At 66.7% G+C, this 20,298-nt stretch carries 17 protein-coding genes; 8 read left to right on the plus strand and 9 right to left on the minus strand.

Annotated elements, in window-relative coordinates; genetic code table 11:
• Positions 1-16 precede the first annotated feature (16 nt).
• Positions 17-1,354, minus strand: a complete 1,338-nt coding sequence (locus tag DWV11_RS04505) for a phosphoribosyltransferase family protein (protein WP_115787687.1) — start codon at positions 1,352-1,354, stop codon at positions 17-19.
• Between the two features lie 136 nt (positions 1,355-1,490).
• Positions 1,491-2,504: a polysaccharide deacetylase family protein gene (locus DWV11_RS04510; RefSeq protein WP_115787688.1), complete on the minus strand. Its 1,014-nt coding sequence runs from the start codon at positions 2,502-2,504 to the stop codon at positions 1,491-1,493.
• 218 nt (positions 2,505-2,722) lie between these two features.
• Between DWV11_RS04510 and DWV11_RS04515 the strand changes: the two genes are divergently transcribed.
• Positions 2,723-5,905, plus strand: a complete 3,183-nt coding sequence (locus DWV11_RS04515) for an HAD-IA family hydrolase (protein ID WP_115787689.1) — start codon at positions 2,723-2,725, stop codon at positions 5,903-5,905.
• A gap of 39 nt (positions 5,906-5,944) precedes the next feature.
• Here the strand turns inward: DWV11_RS04515 and DWV11_RS04520 are convergent, their stop codons facing one another.
• The 7 genes from DWV11_RS04520 to DWV11_RS04550 all read right to left on the minus strand — a co-directional run bounded on the left by DWV11_RS04520 (position 5,945) and on the right by DWV11_RS04550 (position 10,799).
• Positions 5,945-6,907, minus strand: coding sequence for a prenyltransferase/squalene oxidase repeat-containing protein (locus tag DWV11_RS04520; protein ID WP_245953433.1), 963 nt, complete (start codon positions 6,905-6,907; stop codon positions 5,945-5,947).
• Positions 6,908-7,018: 111 nt separating this feature from the next.
• Positions 7,019-7,279, minus strand: coding sequence for an SHOCT domain-containing protein (locus tag DWV11_RS04525; RefSeq protein ID WP_115787690.1), 261 nt, complete (start codon positions 7,277-7,279; stop codon positions 7,019-7,021).
• 93 nt (positions 7,280-7,372) lie between these two features.
• The gene (locus tag DWV11_RS04530) at positions 7,373-7,750 is read right to left on the minus strand and encodes a VOC family protein (protein ID WP_115787691.1); all 378 of its coding nucleotides are present in this window, start codon (positions 7,748-7,750) and stop codon (positions 7,373-7,375) included.
• Between the two features lie 61 nt (positions 7,751-7,811).
• Complete coding sequence (locus DWV11_RS04535) at positions 7,812-9,482, minus strand: DUF5671 domain-containing protein (protein WP_115787692.1); 1,671 nt, start codon at positions 9,480-9,482, stop codon at positions 7,812-7,814.
• Positions 9,479-9,943: an LpqB family beta-propeller domain-containing protein gene (locus DWV11_RS04540; RefSeq protein WP_115787693.1), complete on the minus strand. Its 465-nt coding sequence runs from the start codon at positions 9,941-9,943 to the stop codon at positions 9,479-9,481. The genes DWV11_RS04535 and DWV11_RS04540 overlap by 4 nt, the downstream gene beginning before the upstream one ends.
• A gap of 84 nt (positions 9,944-10,027) precedes the next feature.
• A complete protein-coding gene (locus tag DWV11_RS04545; protein ID WP_245953434.1) occupies positions 10,028-10,414 on the minus strand; it encodes a DUF5655 domain-containing protein in 387 nt (128 codons plus the stop codon).
• Entirely contained in the window at positions 10,407-10,799 is a 393-nt protein-coding gene (locus DWV11_RS04550; protein WP_245953435.1) for a GyrI-like domain-containing protein, read from the minus strand. The genes DWV11_RS04545 and DWV11_RS04550 overlap by 8 nt, the downstream gene beginning before the upstream one ends.
• Positions 10,800-11,048: 249 nt before the next feature.
• On the opposite strand from DWV11_RS04550, the gene acsA reads away from it, so the two are divergent.
• The 7 genes from acsA to DWV11_RS04585 are packed head-to-tail and all read left to right on the plus strand — an operon-like array spanning position 11,049 to position 20,243.
• Complete coding sequence (gene acsA / locus DWV11_RS04555) at positions 11,049-12,878, plus strand: acetate--CoA ligase (RefSeq protein ID WP_115787695.1); 1,830 nt, start codon at positions 11,049-11,051, stop codon at positions 12,876-12,878.
• Positions 12,878-13,879, plus strand: a complete 1,002-nt coding sequence (gene pdhA, locus DWV11_RS04560; protein ID WP_245953436.1) for a pyruvate dehydrogenase (acetyl-transferring) E1 component subunit alpha — start codon at positions 12,878-12,880, stop codon at positions 13,877-13,879. The genes acsA and pdhA overlap by 1 nt, the downstream gene beginning before the upstream one ends.
• On the plus strand, positions 13,876-14,856 hold the full coding sequence (locus tag DWV11_RS04565) for an alpha-ketoacid dehydrogenase subunit beta (RefSeq protein WP_115787696.1): 981 nt from the start codon (positions 13,876-13,878) through the stop codon (positions 14,854-14,856). The genes pdhA and DWV11_RS04565 overlap by 4 nt, the downstream gene beginning before the upstream one ends.
• Positions 14,849-16,210 (plus strand): dihydrolipoamide acetyltransferase family protein, encoded by a 1,362-nt coding sequence (locus DWV11_RS04570; RefSeq protein WP_115787697.1) that lies wholly within the window; start codon positions 14,849-14,851, stop codon positions 16,208-16,210. Before DWV11_RS04565 ends, DWV11_RS04570 begins: the two co-directional genes overlap by 8 nt.
• A complete protein-coding gene (locus tag DWV11_RS04575) occupies positions 16,207-16,449 on the plus strand; it encodes an acyl carrier protein (protein WP_115787698.1) in 243 nt (80 codons plus the stop codon). The genes DWV11_RS04570 and DWV11_RS04575 overlap by 4 nt, the downstream gene beginning before the upstream one ends.
• 20 nt (positions 16,450-16,469) lie before the next feature.
• Positions 16,470-18,878 (plus strand): heavy metal translocating P-type ATPase, encoded by a 2,409-nt coding sequence (locus DWV11_RS04580; RefSeq protein ID WP_115787699.1) that lies wholly within the window; start codon positions 16,470-16,472, stop codon positions 18,876-18,878.
• A 3-nt stretch (positions 18,879-18,881) separates the two neighbouring features.
• Positions 18,882-20,243 carry a phenylacetate--CoA ligase family protein gene (locus DWV11_RS04585; protein WP_115787700.1) on the plus strand — a complete coding sequence of 454 codons (1,362 nt, stop codon included), beginning with the start codon at positions 18,882-18,884 and terminating at the stop codon, positions 20,241-20,243.
• Positions 20,244-20,298: the final 55 nt, after the last annotated feature.

A 20,298-nucleotide genomic window follows, 5' to 3' on the forward strand; every position in this document is an offset into this window, starting at 1 on the left:
ACGGGCTCCGCCCCGGTCACTGTGCGGCCCTGTCTTCCCCGGAAGCGAGCAGGTAATGCCTGAACCAGGCCGCGGCCAGCCGGGCGGCCTGGGCAAGGGTCCCGGGCTCAACAAACAGGTGGCTCGCACCCGCCACCGTTTCGAGCTTGACCGGTGCGTGCATGAGCGCCATTGCTTGGCGGTTGAGCGCAAGAACCTCGGTATCGGCGCTGCCGACAATCAGCAGGGTCGGGGCACGAACCGCACCCAACCGCGCCGCTGCGAGATCCGGACGGCCTCCGCGTGAAACGACGGCGGCTATTTCGTCCCCAAGACCAGCGGCCGCCCAGAGTGCTGCGCCCGCGCCCGTACTCGCACCGAAAAAGCCGATCCGGCATGATGATGTGTCGTCTCTTCCGCCCAGCCACCGGGTTGCCGCTGTCAAACGGGCGGCGAGCAGCTCGATGTCAAAGACGTTCTTCCGATCGAATTCTTCACGGGGCGTCAGCAGGTCGAGAAGGACCGTGCCAAGGCCGGCATCCTGGAGGATCGAGGCAACAAAGCGGTTTCGGGGACTGTGGCGGCCGCTTCCGCTGCCGTGGGCGAAGATGACAATGCCGCGGCACTGGGCCGGCAGGTGCAGTGTGCCCTGGAGCCGCACCGGCCCGTCCGGGATCTCGATCTCCTCCTCGATGCTGCCACCGTTTCCTGCGGTGTCTCCCACACCCGGGCGGAGCAGCCAGCGGTCGGCGGCGTCAAGCAGGTGTTCGACTTCTTCGTCCTCGGTAGGGGTGAAATCGCGGTAGTAGTAGCCGACGGCCTGGAAATCCCGGGGCGATTGCAGGCAAACAACCTCATCCGGTCCATCAAGCCCGGCCAACACTCCAGCCGCCGCGACGGGTACGGCCAGGACCACTTCCGCGGCCCCCAGTTTCCTGGCCACCTGGCATGCGACGCGGGCCGTCGATCCGGTTGCTATGCCGTCGTCCACGATCACCGCCGTCCGCCCGCGCAGGTCCTTGCGCGGCCGACCGCGGCGGTATCGGAGTACACGCGCTTCAAGGACGCGCCGTTCCCTCTTTTCCACGGCTTCCAGTTCCTCATCGCCCACCCCGGACAATGCGAGGACGGGGGAATCGAGTACCCGCGAATTACCTTCGCCGATGGCACCCATGGCAACTTCCGGTTGGAAAGGCACCCCGAGCTTCCGCACCACTATCACGTCCAGCGGAGCCCTGAGGGCCCGCGCGACCTCGAAGGCCACCGGGACGCCGCCCCTGGGGAGGCCCAGCACGATGACGTTGCGTCCGTGCAAGCCTGCCAATTTCCGCGCCAGGCGCCGTCCCGCGTCTGCGCGGTCCTGGAATTCAAACATAACAACCACCTGACCCTGTTGTGGGAACGGGGCCCGGGAACTTCCCTGAAACCCTGCGTCCTGCCCGGTCATGGAAAACCACGGCCTCTGCTTCAGTCATGTCCGCTGCCCTCCGCGTGTTCAAGCTGTCGGCCTTTTACCGGCCAACAAGGGCGTCGAGAGTAGTGAAGCCGTAACCCGCGGCACGGATGAGGTCGATGACCCTGGGAAGGGCGTCGGCGTCAAGGGTGCTGCCGTCGTCGGGGTTGGAACCGATATGCATCAGGACGATCTCCCCGGGCTGGAGGGCTGCCATGACACGGTCGGCGACAACCCGGGTGCTGATGCCCCCGCTCGTGCCCTTCCAACCCAAGGTGTCCACGGACCAGCGCACGGCGACGTAGCCGAGGTCGTTGACGGCGGCGATGGTGCGGGCGTCGTGTTCCCCATAGGGAAAACGGAACAGCGGCCGCGGGTCGGCGCCGGCAGCGCGGAGGACTTGTTCGGCGCCCAGCACCTGCTGGGCGATCAGTCCTGCGGAGAGCCCGGTGAAGCCTGGATGGGTCATGGAGTGGTTGGCCACCCGATGGCCGGCGGCGGTGATCTGCCGGACGCCGCCCGGGTTGTTCACGGCCCAGTTCCCGGTGAGGAAGAACGTTCCCCTGACGCCTTTGGTGGAGAGGGCGGACAGGATCTTCGGCAGTCCTGCTGAGTTTGCGCCGGCGTCGAAGGTGAGGGCGACGACGCGTCCGGCGCCCGGGATCGAAGTGACGTCCTCGCCACGGAGTGCCGACGGAAAAGGCGGGGGAGTGACTGGAGGCGTGCGCACCGGCGTGGGCGGCACGGTCACCGGCGGCACGACCGGTGTTTGTCCGTCTTCCGGCGTTTCCGTCCCGGCCGGCGACGGCGGCATGGTGGGCGGGGACGACGAAGACGGCGGAGCGGTGGGCGGGAGCGACGAAGGCGCCGGCGTGGTGGCCGGGGTGGTCGCGGGTGTCGTTGTCATGCTGGATGCGGCGCCCGCGCTGGTCGCCGGCGAGGGACTTGACGACGGCGGAGTGTCGCCTTGCAGTGACAGGACCACTGCCACGGGGACGGCGAGCGCCAGCAGGGCGAGTACGAGGACGACGGGGAGTACCCGCCGTCGTGCGCCGCGGACGGGCAGGGACATTGCGGCCTCCCTTCCTTGTCCTCCGCTTTCGTGCCGGGTCTCCGTCATTCCCCGGGACCGGAGCCCCGGCTCCGGTCCGGAGTCATGTACTTCTCCGTCTTGAGGTGATCGTAGGAGCCGGGAACAGGAACCGACAGGGCATAAAGGCCCAAGGGCTGGCCCGGCACCCGGGCATAATGGCACTGGCTCCGCCGGGCGGCTCTTGATAGGACGGAGTCATGCCCGGTTCGCCAACAGCTGCCGCAGCAAGGCCGCGCTTCGACGCCGTGATCTTCGACCTGGACGGCGTAGTAACGAACACCTCGGTCGTCCACGAGGCCGCGTGGAAGGACACCTTCGACCGTGTCCTTGCGGATGAACGGGTTCCTGGCTCTGCCGATACGAGCCCGTTCAAGGAAGAAGACTACCTGGATTACGTGGACGGGCGCCCGCGGACGGCTGGTGTTTCGGCGTTCCTGGCGGCCCGGGGAATCGAACTTCCGCCCGGCGATGAGCGGGACCCTTCCGGGGCATGGACAATCTGTGGGATCGCCGCTCTGAAGAACGAGCTCTTCATGATGCGGCTGCAGCGTGACGGTGTCCAGGCCTTCGCTGGGACGGTGGAATTCCTGCGTCGCATGCGTGCTTCCCGGGTGGCGGTCGCGCTGGCCACGTCGAGCCGGAACGCCCCCGCAGTGTTGGCAGCAGCCGGGCTCTCTGCGGAATTCGATGCCATCGTGGACGGTTCTGCGGCGGCGGACCTCCATTTGGCCGGCAAACCGGCCCCTGACCTGTTCCTTGAGGTGGCCCGTTGGCTGGGTGTCAGCCCGGTTCGCACCGTCATCGTCGAAGATGCCGTAAGCGGAATCCAGGCCGGCCGCAGGGGAGGCTTCGGACTCGTGGTGGGTATCGATCGCGTGGGCCGCAGGACTGAACTGGAAGCCGCGGGGGCGGACATCGTCCTGAAGGACGTCAGCGAGCTCGATCTTGGCCTCATCGAAACAGACCCCTGGATGCTCGTCTACGAAGGACAGGACCGTGCCCATGAGGGCCACCGGGAAGCTCTGACCACTCTGGGCAACGGCTACATGGGGGTGCGGGGAGCGGCGGTGGAATGCCCGGCCGGCTGGCGGGGATACGGCAACGGATACCCGGGCATGTACCTGGCCGGTGTCTTCAACCGGGTTCCGGCCGTCATTGAAGGCCGGAAATTTCAGGAAGAGCACATGGTTAATGCCCCGAACTGCCTCCCTGTGGACTTCCGGCTGCGCGGGAAGCGATGGTGGTCGGACGGCGGCTTCACCGTGCGCAAGGAGCGGCGGACCCTGGACCTCCGGCGCGCAGTACTGCGTCGGGAGGTCCTTCTGGAAGCAGACGGGAAGCTGCTGGAAGTAGACGAGGTCCGCTTCGTTTCCGCGGACTCCCCGCACCTCATGGCGATGCAGTTCACGCTGACGGCGCGCGGCTGGAACGGCGAGCTCCTCTGCCGGGGCGGCATTGATGCCGGGGTCGCGAACGCGAACACCGCTGAGCCGGCCCCGGGAGGCCGGTATCATCTGCGCGACCTGACGGAACCGGAGCAAGGGAGCGTTCTTGTTGTTGAAGCCGAGACCCTTCAGAGCAAGGTGCGCATCGCAGCCGCGTGCACCATGCGCGTTGAGGGGCAGGAAGTCAGGCTGAAGCACGGGCGGATCGGCGCTTTCCATTACCGTACGTTCCGCATCGTGCTGGCCGCCGGAGAAAGCGTCCGCATCGCCAAGACCGTGGCCGTGGCAACATCGCGTGATCGCGCCATCGCTTCGCCCCGGACCGCGGTGCTGGACCTCCTCGGATCTCCGGCGATCGGATTTGCCGGTCTCCTCGCCGCGCACGAGGCCGCATGGGGGCGGGCACTTGCTCCGTTCAGGATCCGCACGGACGCCTCGGCCCAGGTCCGGCTTGTCCTGAACCTGCACATCTTCCATCTCTTGCAGACACTTACCCGTCACACAGCCGAGCTGGATGCCGGGGTTCCCGCACGTGGCTTGCACGGCGAGGGCTACCGGGGCCATGTGTTCTGGGACGAACTGTTTGTCCTCCCGCTGCTCACAAGCCGGGTGCCGGACGTTGCACGGGGATTGCTCGACTACCGATGGCGGCGCCTGCCGGCCGCCCGCCGGGCCGCCGCGGAAAGGGGGCTCATGGGAGCGATGTTTCCCTGGCAGAGCGGAAGCGACGGCCGGGAGGAAACACCCGACTGGTTGTACAGCATCAGCTCGGGGCACTGGATTCCCGACTACTCCCACCTGCAACGGCACGTGGGTTTGGCCGTGGCGTTCAATGCATGGCAGTACTACGAGGCAACCCAGGATGCCGACTGGTTATTGACGAAGGGCGCCGACCTGATCATCGAAGTCGCCCGGTTCTTCGCTTCCAAGGCAGAGCATGATCAGGCGCAGGACCGTTTCCACCTGCGCGGCGTCGTCGGACCGGACGAATACCATACGGGCAGCCCGGACGATCCCTCGTCCGGGCTCGACGACAATGCGTACACCAACATCATGACCGCCTGGGTCTGCGATCGTGCAGCCCGGATGGTATCGGTCATCGGAAAGCACGACGCCGAAGAGCTGTCCCGGCGCCTGCAGCTTACGGACGCCGAGCTGGGGAGGTGGGAACACATTGCCCGCCGTATTTTCGTGCCGTTTCATGCGGACGGCGTCATCAGCCAGTTCGAAGGCTACGAGCGGCTCAAGGAACTGGATTGGCAACGTTACCGCCAACGGTACGGGAACATCGAGAGGCTCGATCTGATCCTCGAAGCGGAAGGTGACGGCGCCAATTCCTACCGCCTCGCCAAGCAGGCCGACGTGCTCATGCTGCCCTACCTGCTGGGGCAGGAGGATCTGCTGTCCATCCTCGAACGCCTCGGATACACGGTCAGCCAAGAGCAACTGGCACGGACCGCTGAGTTCTACCTCGCCCGCACGTCCCACGGATCCACCTTGAGCAGGGTGGTGCACGCATCCGCATTGGCAGCCGTGGACCCTGAGAGAGCATGGGGCACCTTCCGCGACGTCCTCGACGCCGACCTGGACGATACGCAGCACGGAACAACCCGCGCGGGAATCCACCTTGGCGCCATGGCCGGTTCCATCGATCTGCTCCAGCGCAGCTTCGCAGGCCTTCGGATGGGCGAGGGGGTCCTCAGCTTCAATCCCCGGTTCCCCTCGGGGCTGCGCGCCTTGGGTTTCCAACTCCGCTACCGCGGCCATGCGCTGCAGGTGGATTTCGACAGTGGGCGCCTGCGGATCGAGTCCGCTCCCGGAAGGGCCGCCCCGGTACAGGTCCGTGTCGGTGGCCGGGAGGTCCCCCTGGCTGCCGGGGAAAGACTCGAGTTCAGTTTGCGGCACCTCGACGAAACGCCGGCAGCCGCTGGCTGAAACGGCCGGGGGCCGGGACAGCTTATGAGGGCGTGTGCGTCATGAGGGCATGCGCGCGAAGACCCGGCAGACTGCGAGGCTGAACCACAGCCGAAGGTCGTGGAACCTGTCCCTGAGCAGATGGCCGGCAAAGAGCCCGCTGGGTTCCTGGTGTCCGGAAAGCCAGTCCCGCGCGAGGTCGGTTTTCTCTGTGTTGACGTCGGGCCGGACGATGCTGATGGCGTCGAGGGCGGAGACGAGGTCGGTCATCCAGAAAGGGAAGCTGAATTCGGTCCAGTCGGCGATCCGCCCTTTGTCCGGGTAGACGTCCGGTTCGAAGAACCTGTCGGCCAGCAGTGCCGCTGCCTTCCTTGCGGAAGGGTCCGCGCGATGGCCGGGGTGGGCTGCATAGGCCCTGAGCACAACCCCCGTGATGAGGTGGGAAAAAGGACGTGCCGGATCAGCGGGTATCGTGTGCATCTCGTCGAGGGCGTCGAGGTTCCGCCCCTGTGTGCGCAGAGGGAGGGCCCAGCCGCCGTCGTGCTGGCGGGAGGCTTCGAACCAACTGAACGCGAGGTCCACGCGCGGGTCGTGCGTGAACCCGGCCTTGGCCAGAAGCCCGATAAGGCCCGCAGTGTAGTTGGGGGAGTACTGGTTACCGTAGATCCCCCGAAGGTCTCCTTCCGGCGATTGATGGGAAAAGACGTATTCGGCGGCCGCGGCGAGTGCCGGGTGCCCGCTGGTAAGCCCGAACATCTCCACCAGGAACCCCAGCTGCCGGTACGTCTCGAGTAAGTCATAGTCGGTCCGGGCCCGGGGCCGCCTGCCCGGGTAGGCCCAGGACCCGTCCGCTGCCTGACGCCGCAGGATCCGGCGCGGGACCGCAAGGTCCCAGAGGGCTTCCCCGGGTGGAGCGACGGAGCCCGGGACCAGCTCCCGGGCCACCCAGTAACGCACGGCCGGATGCCCGCTCGCCAGCAGCGGGGCAAGCGGGTCGAAGCGGAGGAGGTCAATCCATGCCATGAATACCTCGATCTCCGTCCGGCTGACCTGATCTCCGTCCAGCGGTGCCCAAATCAGCCGGGAAAGGCAGGCAGCCCGGAGGAAGCGCCGTGCGATGGCTGAGCGCTGGGACTACGGCCCTTCGCCGAGCACGGTGAGCCGTTCCCGGTATTCCTCCGCAGTAAGCTCACCCCTGGCGAAGCGTTCATCGAGGATCTGCCGGGCCCGGCTTCTTCGCTCCGCCTGGACATCCGGCCCCCGGCGCCGCTCTGTTCCGTAGCCGCCATCGCCGAGCATACGGATCATGAAGAAGACCAGAAACGAGATTCCGACGAGGGTGAGGGCTCCCCAAAGCCACATCCAGCCCATGTCCATTCCGTAGCCCCACATCATGGCCGGCACCTTCCATCTCTCTGCTGGCTGTGCTTCGAGCCTTCCTCGGGGACAGCAGGCCCGCCAGAGTCCAAGGGCCCGGGCCGGTGCCGGCTAGGCACGGTCCTGCCAAAGCCCGATCACATTGCCTTCGCTGTCCCTGAAGTACGCGTTCCAGCCAGTGCCCGGGACCTCCATCTTGGCCCGGACCGTTTCACCACCCAGGAGACTGATTTGCTCCAAGGCACGGTCGATGTCTTCGACGTCGATGGTGACTACGGGCGCTTTGAGCATTTCTCCGCGGCGGAAGATTCCGCCGTTGATGGAGTGCCCGCCCGCCCCCTCACCGGCGTTGCCCGGTTCGGACGTGTCGGCGAGGCTGTACTCCATCCCGGGCAACACCTGGAACCTCCAGCCGAAGGCTGCGCCGTAGAAGTTGCGCGCACGCTCTTCGTCGTCCGCGGGAATCTCGAAATGGACCACTCCACCCATCGTTGTTACCTCCGGTTTCTTGCGTCCGGCGCCGCAACCCGGCGCCGGGATGGTTGCGCATTCATGATGGCTCTGACAAGGGAATGACTTCCAGGCGGGTTTCCGGGCCGGTGCCGGGGCCGACAACCAGGAGCACATGTCGCGCCGTGACGCCGGACAGGGCCCGGGCTACCCGTTCGGCCAGCTCGGCGGCCGGCCCTGTTTCGGACGGTGCCTCCGAACCGCCGTCTGCCCTCTTCCATACAGTCACCTTGGCACCGGATGCCTTGGCGATGATGCGGGGCAACCCACCCGGTTCACCGGTGACAAGGGTTATATGGCTGATCCGCGGAATGTCGGGCGTCAGGGCGCGTTCGCGCCGCCAGAGCGCAAAGTGGTATCCGGCAACAAGGCCGGCTGCGGCCAGGAGCCCGATCGGTGCGCGCACACGGTCCACCAGGCTTCCTCCGGACGCATCGCCCAGAAGGAATTCGAAAAGCCTGTATCCAATGACCAGGAGCGCGGCAATCGAAACGGCGGCACTGATGCCGAAAAACACGATGAGGTATGCACGCCGGGCGGAACCGGCGGCGTCAACGGACCGCGGGCGGTCCAGGGGACGCCAGCTTTGCCACCAGACCGGAAACCCGACCAGCAGGGAGCTGAGCCCGCCAAGGAGCAGAGTGCGCGTACCATCCCCGGCCAACGGCGAGACCAAGCCGGCCAGCAGCGCATTGACGATCACACCGAGGCCGGATGCCGCAGCCGCCAGCGCGATTCCCGATGTCACCAACGCGGCGGCCCGCCTGCCCGCAAGGGAACGGCGCCTCCCGGCGACACGGTGATACCGCCAGACCAAGGCACCCGCCAAGGCAGCACCCATCGCCGGGGCGAGCGGCGCCAGTAACTCCGCCTGGGGATCGTTCCGGTCGAATGCCAGCCTCAAGAGGACAAAAGCCGAAATACCCGCCCCGCCCAAGGCGGCGATCCCCGGGATGAAGATCCCGCTTCCGAGGAGGACAACGTCCGCCAAGGTTGTCCGCAGCCTGCGGGTGCCGCCGCGGTACCAATGGAGCCACCAGACGAGGCCTCCTCCGGCGCTCCATGCCAGGGACCGAAGCACTGACTGCCACCAGGGATCCACATCCGGGACCAGGCTGGTGAAGCCCCGGATGGCAACGTCGAACAGCCCGCCCAAGGCAGCGGCCGCTGCAAACATTCCGAGCAGCAGGCCGTATGCCGAGCCTAATATCCCCGGAACGTCCGCCAGCCGGAGCGGACCCTTGAGCGGATGCTTCCACATCAAACGGTGGCAGAACCAGATGGCAGCCCAGACAAGTCCTACGGACAGCGGCGATTGCCATTGCGGTTCAGGGCGCCCGATGAAGGAAGTGGCCGCTGCGAGCAACGCCGAGGTGGAGACAAGCAGTGAGACCACATAGACAACCGTCACGTACAGGCCCCACGCAACGGAGGCGCGTTCCGCGCCGACGTCGAGCTTCCGCCAGACAATGCTCCACAAAAGGACCGTGAGAGGGGCCCCGAACAAGGTGAACGCAAGCGCCCTGGCAAGTCCGGCGACGTCGTCGGAAACAAGCGCGGTGCCCAGGCCGAACAGCCGCTCCAGGAGGGCCGTGAGACCGCTTGCGCTCACCAGCAACAGCGAGAAGAGCAGTACGAAGAGGATCAGCCGACGCAGTACCGGATGGGCGGGCTGTATCCGGGCAACGTTTGCCGTGGCGGGGGTGCTCATGGCCGGACTCTCGTTCCGGCGCAATCCATGAGCTGCGCGGGCACCGTGTCCAGCAGCCAGCGGCCGTTGACTTTGACCAAGGAAAAGGTGCCTTCGACCGAATACTCCGACGGTCCGAATGGTCCGCTGTCCCCGGCCGAACTGACGATTGACACGGTGACTGTCGCCGAGCCGGAGCGTTCCGTGTCGGAGACAAGGACAATCCGGCTCACCGTTGGTACTCCGACGTATTCCGTGCAGCGCTGGCGGGCCGCATCGGTGAGGAAGGAGTTGGCAAGGGCGGTGTCGCGGTCGATGACAGCGCTGCTGTACCGTTGGACGACTCCCGTGGGTGTCGATTCATCCAACAGTTCCGGTTGTCCGCGGAAGAGTACGACCGCAAGCGCGGCCACGACCAGCAGGCCAATGGCCGTCGCGATGGCGATAAGGAGCCGGTCCGGTCTGGAGGCCGCAGCATTCATGCCGCAAGTATGAACCCGTCCCGGCCTGTTGTATGGGGTCTTCCGGCCCTGTTCCGTCCGGCAATCCCGTTCCGTCCGGCAATCTCAGGAGGCGGCGTTGTACGCGTCGCGAAGCCATCCGGCCACCTCGGGGTCAACCATGGACGGATGGTGAAGCTCAAGGTGGTGCATCCATACTCCTGGGGCTGGCTGTACGGTCTCCTTGAACCGCGGTGAATCGAGTTGGCGGGGGAGCGCCAGCGACAGAACCGCCGGGACGTCCGATTTCACGTACTGACCAGGCCGCCAAAGGTAGGCAAAACCGCGGCGCCTGCGGAAGGCGATCTGGCTCTTGGAGACGCGGACTTCTGCGGGCCCGAGCCCGGACATCGCGGACACAACAGCCCCAAGAATGGCCAGCCCTGCGGGAGAACCTTCGAAAAACTTCTGTGCGGCGCCGGATGCGGACTTGTCGTCGGCTTCCTCATGCAACGGGCCAGACAACCCGGGTAAGCCATTTCGTGGGGTCGGGTTCCGTTCCCGGATCGCTCAGGTAGAACTCCCACATCGTGTCCGACGGGGTGAGGCCCTCGGCCTCCATGCGCTGTTGGATGGCCCCGTAGGTGGTTGAAAGGCTGTCGTATGATCCCTGGTGCATTGCCTCGAAGGCATCGGTTTCAGGAAGCGCACTTGCCACGACGTCGCTTGTGCCGTGGAAGTCGCCGGCGATGGGGAAGCCGGCCTCGACGTCGACGGTCTGCGTGGGCATTCCGTGGTAGAGGGCGAACGGCGGCCCGGCCAGTTGCACGTTCTGCTCACGGGCCGCAGTCATGACCGTCTCGAAGGTGCGGCCGAAGAAGGCCGTGAGCTCGTTCATTGGCACTTCATCGCGGATCACAGCCGTTGGCTGGGTTCGGGCATGGATCTTCCTGGGCTCTGCCGCATTCATGGAAACCAGAATCCGCCCCGGAGGCCACGGCGAACAGGGTCCAACGGCACTGGCGTTTGCGGCGCCCTGGCCCCGGACGCTCGGAGTCCGCGCCGCAGACGGGCCCCACATCACCGCAGCCCGCCCGCGGGACTTTCGACTCTGGGCAGCCATGCGGGGCCGCAGTCCGATGGAACCATGACGGCAGGAAGCGCTCCACCGACTCGCTGGCCCACGATTGCCAAAGACATCTCAAGCTTCCCTGTCCGGCCGAATCTGGTGGATTACGAGGCAACGTGTGCCGCGTTCTCCTGGGACGAAGCCCGCCGGGGTCTCTCGGGGCTGCCCGGCGGCCGGGGCGTCAACATCGCCCATGAAGCCGTGGACCGGCATGCCGCCGGGGAACACGCCGGCCGCGAGGCACTTCGGTTCATCCGGGCGGACGGCACCACCCGCTCCCTGAGTTTCGCCGAGCTTGCCGGGCAGAGCAACCGTTTTGCCGGTGTGCTGCGCCGTTTGGGAATCGGACGTGGCGAGCGTGTCTTTTCCCTGATCGGCCGCAGCCCGGCCTTGTATGTTGCTGTACTCGGCACGCTGAAGAATGCCAGTGTGTTCTGTCCGCTGTTCTCCGCGTTCGGTCCCGAACCGGTCCGTCAGCGACTGCAGTTGGGAACCGGCCGGGCGCTGGTCACAACGCGGGCCCTTTACCGGAAGAAGATCGCGCAGTCCCGCGGGTTACTTCCGGAGTTGCAGTATGTCCTGCTGAGCGATGCCGACGGTGACCCGGAACCGGGTTGCCTGGACCTCGCCGCGCTGATGCGGGAAGCCTCCCCGGACCAGGAGATTGCCGCGACCCGGGCCGAGGACATGGCCCTGCTGCACTTCACCAGCGGAACGACGGGCACACCGAAGGGAGCCATCCACGTGCACGACGCCGTCACGGCCCATTATGCGACCGGGAGCTTCGCACTGGACCTGCACCCGGAGGACGTCTACTGGTGCACGGCCGACCCGGGCTGGGTCACCGGAACGTCCTACGGCGTGATCGCGCCCCTTGCGCACGGCGTGACGACGATCGTTGACGAGGAGGAAATGGATGCGGACCGCTGGTACCGGATCCTCGACGAGCAACGCGTGACGGTCTGGTACACCGCGCCCACGGCCCTGCGGATGCTCATGAAGGCCGGGACGGAACGCGCCGAAGGGCACGATTTGTCTGCCCTGCGCTTTGTCGCCAGCGTCGGCGAACCGCTCAACCCGGAGGTGGTGGTCTGGGGCCGGGAAGCCTTCGGCCAGCCCGTGCACGACAACTGGTGGCAGACCGAAACAGGCGGCATCATGATCTCCAACTACGCCTCCACAGAGATCAGGCCAGGCTCCATGGGCCGGCCGCTGCCCGGCGTTGAGGCTGCACTGGTGGCCCGCGACGAGCATGGCGCGCCGCTTGTCCGCGATGGCAACGCTGAATTGGTGACCGAGCCTGACGCCGTGGGAGAACTGGCGCTCCGGCCCGGCTGGCCTTCGATGTTCCGCGGCTACCTGAACGAAGAAGAGCGTTACCGCCGATGCTTCGTGGGCGGCTGGTACCTCACCGGGGACCTCGCGAAACGCGACGCCGATGGATACTACTGGTTTGTTGGCCGGGGCGACGACGTGATCAAGTCCTCGGGGCACTTGATCGGTCCGTTCGAAGTGGAAAGTTCACTGATGGAGCACGAGGCCGTGGCAGAAGCCGGAGTAATAGGCATTCCGGATCCGGTGGCCGGCGAGGTGGTCAAGGCCTTCGTGGAGCTCCGCCCCGGCTGGGAACCTTCGGAGGCCATGCGGCTGGAGATCATCGGGTTCGCCCGCAAGCGGCTGGGCCCGGCCGTAGCCCCACGATTGCTGGACTTCACTGCCGCGCTGCCCAAGACCCGCAGCGGCAAGATCCTCCGGCGCCTGCTTAAAGCCCGCGAACTCGGCTTGCCGGAGGGAGACACTTCAACTATCGAAGCTGCTCCCGCAACCCCTCTTTCGAAGGAACAGTGATGTCGGACCCCATGTCCCCGGGACCTGGCCGGGTGGATCAGGAGCACGGCCGGCACCTGCTGCTGCAGATGCTGCGCGTGCGCCAGCTCGAAGAAAAGTGCATTGAGCTCTACAGCGCCTCAAAGATCCGCGGCTTTCTGCACGTCTACATCGGTGAGGAAGCAGTAGCCGCCGGCATCCTGGAGACGCTGTCCCCGGACGACGCCGTCGTTGCGACCTATCGCGAACACGGCCACGCGCTGCTCCGCGGAGTCCCTGCCGCCACGATCCTTGCCGAGATGTACGGCTACCTTGAGGGCTGTTGCCGCGGACGCGGAGGGTCGATGCACCTCTTCGACGCGGCCACGCGCCTTTACGGAGGCAACGCGATTGTCGCCGGCGGGTTGCCGCTCGCCGTCGGATTGGCCCTCGCGGACAAGATGTCCGGACGCTCCAACATCACTGCCTGTTTCTTCGGCGACGGCGCAGTCGCCGAAGGTGAATTCCACGAAAGCCTGAATCTTGCCGCACTCTGGCAACTGCCCGTCCTGTTTTGCTGCGAAAACAACCTGTACGCGATGGGCACCGCGCTCGGCCGCTCTGAATCGCAGACGGACATGGCGCTCAAGGCCGCAGGCTATGAAATCCCGGCGTGGGGAGTCGACGGCATGGATGTCCTCGCCGTGGAGGAAGCCGCGCGCCGGGCAGCGGACTCCGTCCGCGCCGGGGGCGGCCCGCATTTCCTCGAACTGCGCACCTACCGGTTCCGGGCGCACTCGATGTTCGATCCCGAGCGGTACCGGGACAAGGCCGAGGTCCTGAAGTGGCAGGAACGGGACCCGATCGGCCTCCTCCGCAGCACCCTCGAGGCGGCCGGACAGTTGGGCCCCGGGGAATGGGCGCAATTGCAGACGGAGGCAGAGTCCGAGATTGCCCGCGCCGTGGAGATCGCCGAGACCGGCACGTTGGAGCCGCTGGAGGACCTCACCCGTTTTGTCTACAGCGAGCGGAGCGCGCCATGAAGTCCAGCTACCGCGAGGCGCTCCGGGCCGGCATCCGTGAGGCCATGCAGCGTGATCCGAGGGTGTTCCTGATGGGCGAGGACGTCGGTGCCTACGGCGGATCCTTCGCTGTAAGCCTGGGCCTGTTGGAGGAGTTCGGCCCCGAACGGATCAGGGACACGCCACTGTCCGAGTCCGGGTTCGTCGGCGCCGGCATCGGGGCAGCGCTCGGTGGCATGCGGCCCATCGTGGAGATCATGACCGTCAACTTCAGCCTCCTGGCCCTGGACCAGATCGTGAACAACGCCGCATCGCTCCTGCACATGTCCGGCGGCCAATTCCATGTGCCGCTGGTCATCCGGATGACTACCGGCGCCGGGCGCCAATTGGGCGCCCAACATTCACACAGCCTGGAAGGCTGGTTTGCGCACATTCCCGGCCTGCGCATCCTGGTCCCGGCCACCCTGGAGGACGCCCGCGGGATGTTGTGGACGGCACTTGAGGATCCGGATCCTGTGCTGATCTTCGAGCACGGTTCGCTGTACAACGTCACGGGCGAGCTTGACGACGACGCCGGCCCGGTTGACATAGAAGCCGCCGCGGTCCGGAGGGCCGGCGGTGATGTTTCCCTGATCACCTACGGCGGGACACTTCCGGCCGTTCTCGACGCGGCAGGGCAGCTCGCGGCCGACGGGATCGAGGCAGAAGTGCTGGACCTGCGAACGCTCAGGCCTTTGGATGAGCCCGCCATCCTGGCCTCGGTCGCCCGGACCCACCGGGCGGTAGTCGTGGACGAAGGGTGGCGCAGCGGGAGCATTTCCGCGGAGATCAGCGCGAGGATCACCGAGCATGCCTTCTTCGATTTGGATGCCCCCGTCGGACGGGTCTGCAGTGCCGAAGTGCCGATCCCTTATTCCAAGCATCTGGAACTTGCGGCCCTTCCCTCGGTGGAACGGATCATGGCGGCGGCAAGGGAGGTGACGGCGGTCCGTGGGTGACTTCCTCATGCCTTCGCTCGGGGCGGACATGGAGCACGGCAAGCTCGTCGAATGGCTGGTCAAGCCCGGCGATTACGTGCGCCGCGGGGACCTGGTCGCCGTCGTGGATACGGACAAGACGGTCATGGACATCGAGTCCTTCCAGGAAGGCGTGGTTGCGGACCTCCTCGTTGACATCGGGGAGACGGTACCGGTGGGGACACCACTGGCCAGGATCACACAGACTCCGGCCGAGACCGGACCTCCGCCGCACGGGGAGTCCGGCGTGCACGGGGCCCCGGCAAAGCCGGCGCCTTCGCCCCGGCCTGTCGCCAGGCCAAGTGCCCCGATTGCGCCACCCGTCCGGCACCTCGCCCACCAGCTGGGAGTGGACGCGGCGACGATCCACGGAACGGGCAAGGGCGGAAGCGTGACCCGGGCAGATGTGGAGCATGCTGTTGCCGCGCATGCCGGCAGCAGGGTACGTTCCTCTCCGCTCGCCCGCCGGCTCGCGGGCGAGCATGGCATCGACCTGGCGGCCGTCCCCGGCACAGGTCCCCAAGGCGCCGTGACCGGGGCCGATGTACATCGCTACCTCGGCAGCCACGAGGATGCGGGGATTCAGGTGGAACCCGTTCCGCTTCCACGTGAGCTCCCGCCCGAAGCCCGGGAAGAACCGCCCGCAGGGCCGCCGGCGGAAGCGCGCGAGAGAGTGGCCAGCCTGCGCCGCGCCATCGGGACCTTGATGTCCCGTTCGAAGCAGACCATTCCGCACTATTACCTGAGCACTACCGTGGACCTCAGGGCCGCGACTGAATGGATGCGATCCGTCAACGCACAACGGCCCGTTGCCGCCAGGCTCGTACCCTCGGCGCTCCTGCTCAAAGCTGCGGCGCTCGCAGCCAAGGAGGTACCCGAGGTCAACGGATTCTTCGACGACGGCGGGTTCCGGCCCAGCCCGGCTGTCCATCTCGGTGTCGCCGTGGCATTGCGGCAGGGCGGCCTGGTTGCGCCCGCGATCCACGACGCCGACACCTTGCCTTTGGATGCGCTGATGGAGCAGTTACGGGACCTCGTCAGCCGTGCGCGTGCGGGCCGTTTACAGCGCGCGGAAATGGCGGACCCGACCATCACGGTGACCAATCTGGGGGACTTGGGCGTCGAGAGCGTCTACGGTGTGATCTACCCTCCACAGGTCGCCATGGTCGGATTTGGCCGCGTCATGGAACAGCCGTGGGCGCAGAACGGAATGCTGGGGGTCAGGCACGCCGTGATCGCCACCCTTTCGGCCGATCACCGGGTCAGCGACGGGCTTCGGGGTGGCCGCTACCTCGCAAGGATCGAGGAACTGATGCAGAAGCCGGAGGAGCTATGAACGAACAAGACGCCCGCGCCGTGGTCCATGCCGCCATCGGAAAGGTCGCGCCGGACGTGGACCTGGCCGACGTCGACGAGGGGTCCCGGCTGCGGCAAGACCTTGAACTGGATTCCTTGGACTTTCTGCGGCTCGTGGAAATCATCGATACCGATACCGGCGTCAATATCCCCGAACGCGACTACCCCGCCGTTGTTACGGTTGCGGGCCTGATCGGATACCTGGCCAGCCACGGCTGAGCGTCGGGACCGGCACAGCCATGACAAAGCATCCGGAAAGCACGGTCGTTGAGGTCGGCGGGCTGCACTGGGCCACCTCCAAAGCTGTCGTGGAGAAGGTTTTGCTCCGGCAGCCGGGAATCACCGCTGTCGAGGCCAACCCGGTAGCGCAGACCGCCACGGTCAGTTTCGACCCTTCTGTGACGTCCGTGGGGCAGATCTCCGGCTGGGTCCGGGAGTGCGGATACCACTGCAGGGGCGTATCGGTCCCGGACCATGTCTGCTATCCAATGGCGGAAAGCGCACCCCCGTCCCGAATGGCCCGCCCGCATGCCGGCCACGTCGAAGCAGGCCACGCTCACGGTCCGGCCGCCGGCACCCCGCAGGACATGATGGGCCACGGCGGACACCATGCCGGAGTGTCCATGGACAGAATGGTCGCCGACATGCGGAACCGGTTCCTGCTTGCGGCTGTCCTGTCCGTCGGGGTGACTCTGTGGTCGCCGATGGGCCGGGACATGTTCGGCTTCACGGCGCCGGCGCCTTTTGGCCTGCGCGACGACGTCATGGCCCTGATCTTGTCGCTACCGGTGATCTTCTACTCGGCGTGGATCTTCTTCGACGGCGCCTACCGGGCCTTGAAGGCGGGCACGCTGGACATGATGGTCCTGGTTGCGATCGCCGTCGGCGCGGGCTGGCTCTACAGCGCCTGGGTCACGCTGACCGGTGGCGGGGACGTCTTCTATGAAGCGGCCACCGTCCTGGCATCCTTCGTTCTCCTGGGCCATTGGTTTGAAATGCGTGCCCGCGGCGGGGCCAACGAGGCCATCCGGACCTTGCTGGAGCTCGCCCCGCCGCTCGCGGTCGTCATCCGGAACGGCGAAGAGATCGACGTTCCCACCTCTGAAGTCCAGGCGGGGGACCTCCTGCTGGTCAGGCCAGGATCGAAAATACCCGTCGACGGTGAGGTCGAAGAGGGCCGGTCCGACGTCGACGAGTCGATGGTGACCGGCGAGAGCCTCCCGGTCACCAAGACGCCCGGCTCCGAGGTGATCGGCGCTTCCATCAACACCACCGGCACCATGCGCGTCCGGGCCACCAAAGTCGGCGCGGACACCGCGTTGGCCCGGATCGTCGCCCTCGTCCAGGAGGCCCAGAACTCCAAGGCACCCGGCCAGCGCCTGGCTGACCGGGCAGCCTTCTGGCTCGTCCTTGTCGCCCTCGTCGGCGGGACCGTGACATTTGCCGCCTGGCTGGCAAGCGGTGCCGGGGTGCAGGCCGCGCTGCTGTTTGCCATCACCGTGGTCGTGATCACCTGTCCGGACGCGCTGGGCCTGGCCACCCCGACGGCCATCATGGTGGGGGCCGGGCTGGGAGCCAAGCGGGGAATCCTGTTCAAGAACGCCACCGCCCTGGAAACGTCCGCCCGGATCGACACCGTGGTGATGGATAAGACAGGAACCTTGACCAAAGGCGAACCGGCCGTCACCGACGTGGTCACCGACGGCATTCCGGAGAGCGAGTTGCTCAGCCTCGTCGCCGCCGTCGAGCGGGAGTCTGAACACCCGCTGGCGGCCGCCGTCGTGCGTCATGCCTTGGGGCGGCAGGCATCCGCCATGGCGGCAACGGACTTCCGCAACGTCCCCGGCCACGGAGCCGTTGCCACGGTGCACGGCCGCAGAGTGGTGGTCGGCAACCGCAAGCTCATGGCTGATGAGGGCATTGTCCCCGGCCCTCTGGGCTCCGTACGCGACAAGTTGGCTGCCACTGGCCGCACCGCCATCCTCGCTGCCGTCGATGGCAAGCCGGCCGCCGTCATCGCCCTGGCCGACGCCGCCCGCGAAACAGCGGCCCCCGCAGTCGCAGCCCTGCACGATGCCGGCATCGAGGTCATCATGCTGACCGGGGACAACGAAGCAACCGCCCAAAGGATCGCCGCCCAGCTTGGCATCGATACCGTCATCGCCGAAGTTCTCCCGGGGGACAAATCGGCGAAGATCAGCCAGCTGCAACGGGCGGGCAGGAAGGTCGCCATGGTCGGCGACGGCGTCAACGACGCCCCCGCCCTGGCCCAGGCAGACCTGGGGATCGCGATAGGCGCCGGCACCGATGTCGCCATCGAAACAGCTGACGTCGTCCTCATGCGCTCGGACCCGCTCGACGTTCCCACCGCCCTGCGGATAGGGAAAGGAACCTTACGGAAAATGCGGCAGAACCTGGGCTGGGCCGTGGGTTACAACACGATCGCCCTCCCGATTGCCGCAGGGGCCTTCTCGTTCGCGGGGATCGTGCTCAGCCCTGAGATTGCCGCTTTGTCGATGTCCGGATCCAGCTTCCTCGTCGCCGTCAACGCCCTGCTGCTCAAGAGGCTTCGCCTCCCCGGGCCGGGGACACCCGGTTCCGCGGCCGAGCGCGCCTTCCGGCCCCTGGCGCCGGCCGGACAAGGCTAGGCCATGGATATCCGCCTCGTCGCACACGTGTTGTTCCTGCGGGCCGCGTGGCGGCGCAGGGACCGCTGGAACGCCGCGCGCATCGCAGCGCACCAGGAGAAGGCCCTTCGGGAGCTGCGCCGGGCGGCGTACGCCGGGTCTGCCTTCTACCGCCGCCATCATGATGGCTTGTTCGATGCACCTCTGAACGATCTCCCGCCGGTGACCAAAGCCGAGCTGATGGATAACTTCGATGACGCCATCACCACTCCGGACCTGGCCCTGAGGGACCTGGAGGACCATCTGCGCGCCCTCGCAGATTCAGACGGGGATCCGGGAATACCGTGGAAGGGCCGCTGGTGGGCGGCTGCGACTGCAGGCACAACCGGCCGGCGCGGAACATTCGCCTGGAACCGCGCCGAATGGGCCACCGTCCTGGCCTCCTACGCCCGCGCCAATGACTGGGCCGGAATACCTGCCGGCTTGACCCGGCCCCTCAAGATGGCGTTGGTGAGCTCCCGTGTTCCCACGCACCAGTCCGCCGTGGTTGGCGCATCCCTCCGTTCCGGGCTCGTCCCCACCCTCCGGCTCGACGTCACAGCCCCGCTGGAGGAGACTGTCGCCGCCCTCAACCGCTTCCAGCCCAGGGTCCTTGTCGGCTACGCCTCGGCGCTGAAGCCCCTGGCTGCAGAACAGCGCTCGGGCCGGCTGCGCATCTCACCAGAGGGCGTGATGTCCGCGTCGGAAGTGCTCAGCCCCCAGGCGGCCGCGGAACTCGAGGCAGCGTGGGGAACCGCGCCCTTCGACGTGTACGCCTCCACGGAAACCGCAGGGATCGCTTCCCCGTGCCTGCAGCGGAACAGCCACGTCTACGAGGACCTGCTGATCGTTGAGCCGGTGGACGCCTCGGGGAAGCCAGTGCCCCGGGGGACGACCGGCTCCAAGCTCCTGGTCACGGTCCTGTTTTCGCGGACCCTGCCGCTCATCCGCTACGAAATGTCCGATACCGTGCGGCTGGGCGGACGGGGATGCCCTTGCGGGCGCTCCTTTACCCTGCTGGAGGACATTGAAGGTCGGATCGAAGACGTCCTGGAGCTGCCCGGACACGACGGTACGGTCAGCATCCACCCGATTGTGTTCCACCACCTCCTGGACCAGGCAGGCATTGCGGGCTGGCAGGTGATTCAGGAATCCGCCGGGCTGCGGGTCCTGCTGGCAGGCCTGGCAAGCGGCTTCTCCACGGACGGTGTCCGCGCCGCAGTTTCCGGGGCGCTCGCCGCCGCCGGGGTTGCGCGGACGCAGGTTGAGGTGCAGGTGGTGGAGCACGTGGAACGGACGGCACTGGGAAAAGCGCCTTTCGTGCGACGGCTTCCCCGTGCGAGCTAAGGCCCTCTGCCCCTCAAGGCCCGGTGCCTGTTGGCGAGAGGGCCTGCAACTGTCC

It is taken from the genome of Arthrobacter silvisoli (assembly GCF_003369445.1).
GTDB lineage: Bacteria > Actinomycetota > Actinomycetes > Actinomycetales > Micrococcaceae > Arthrobacter > Arthrobacter silvisoli.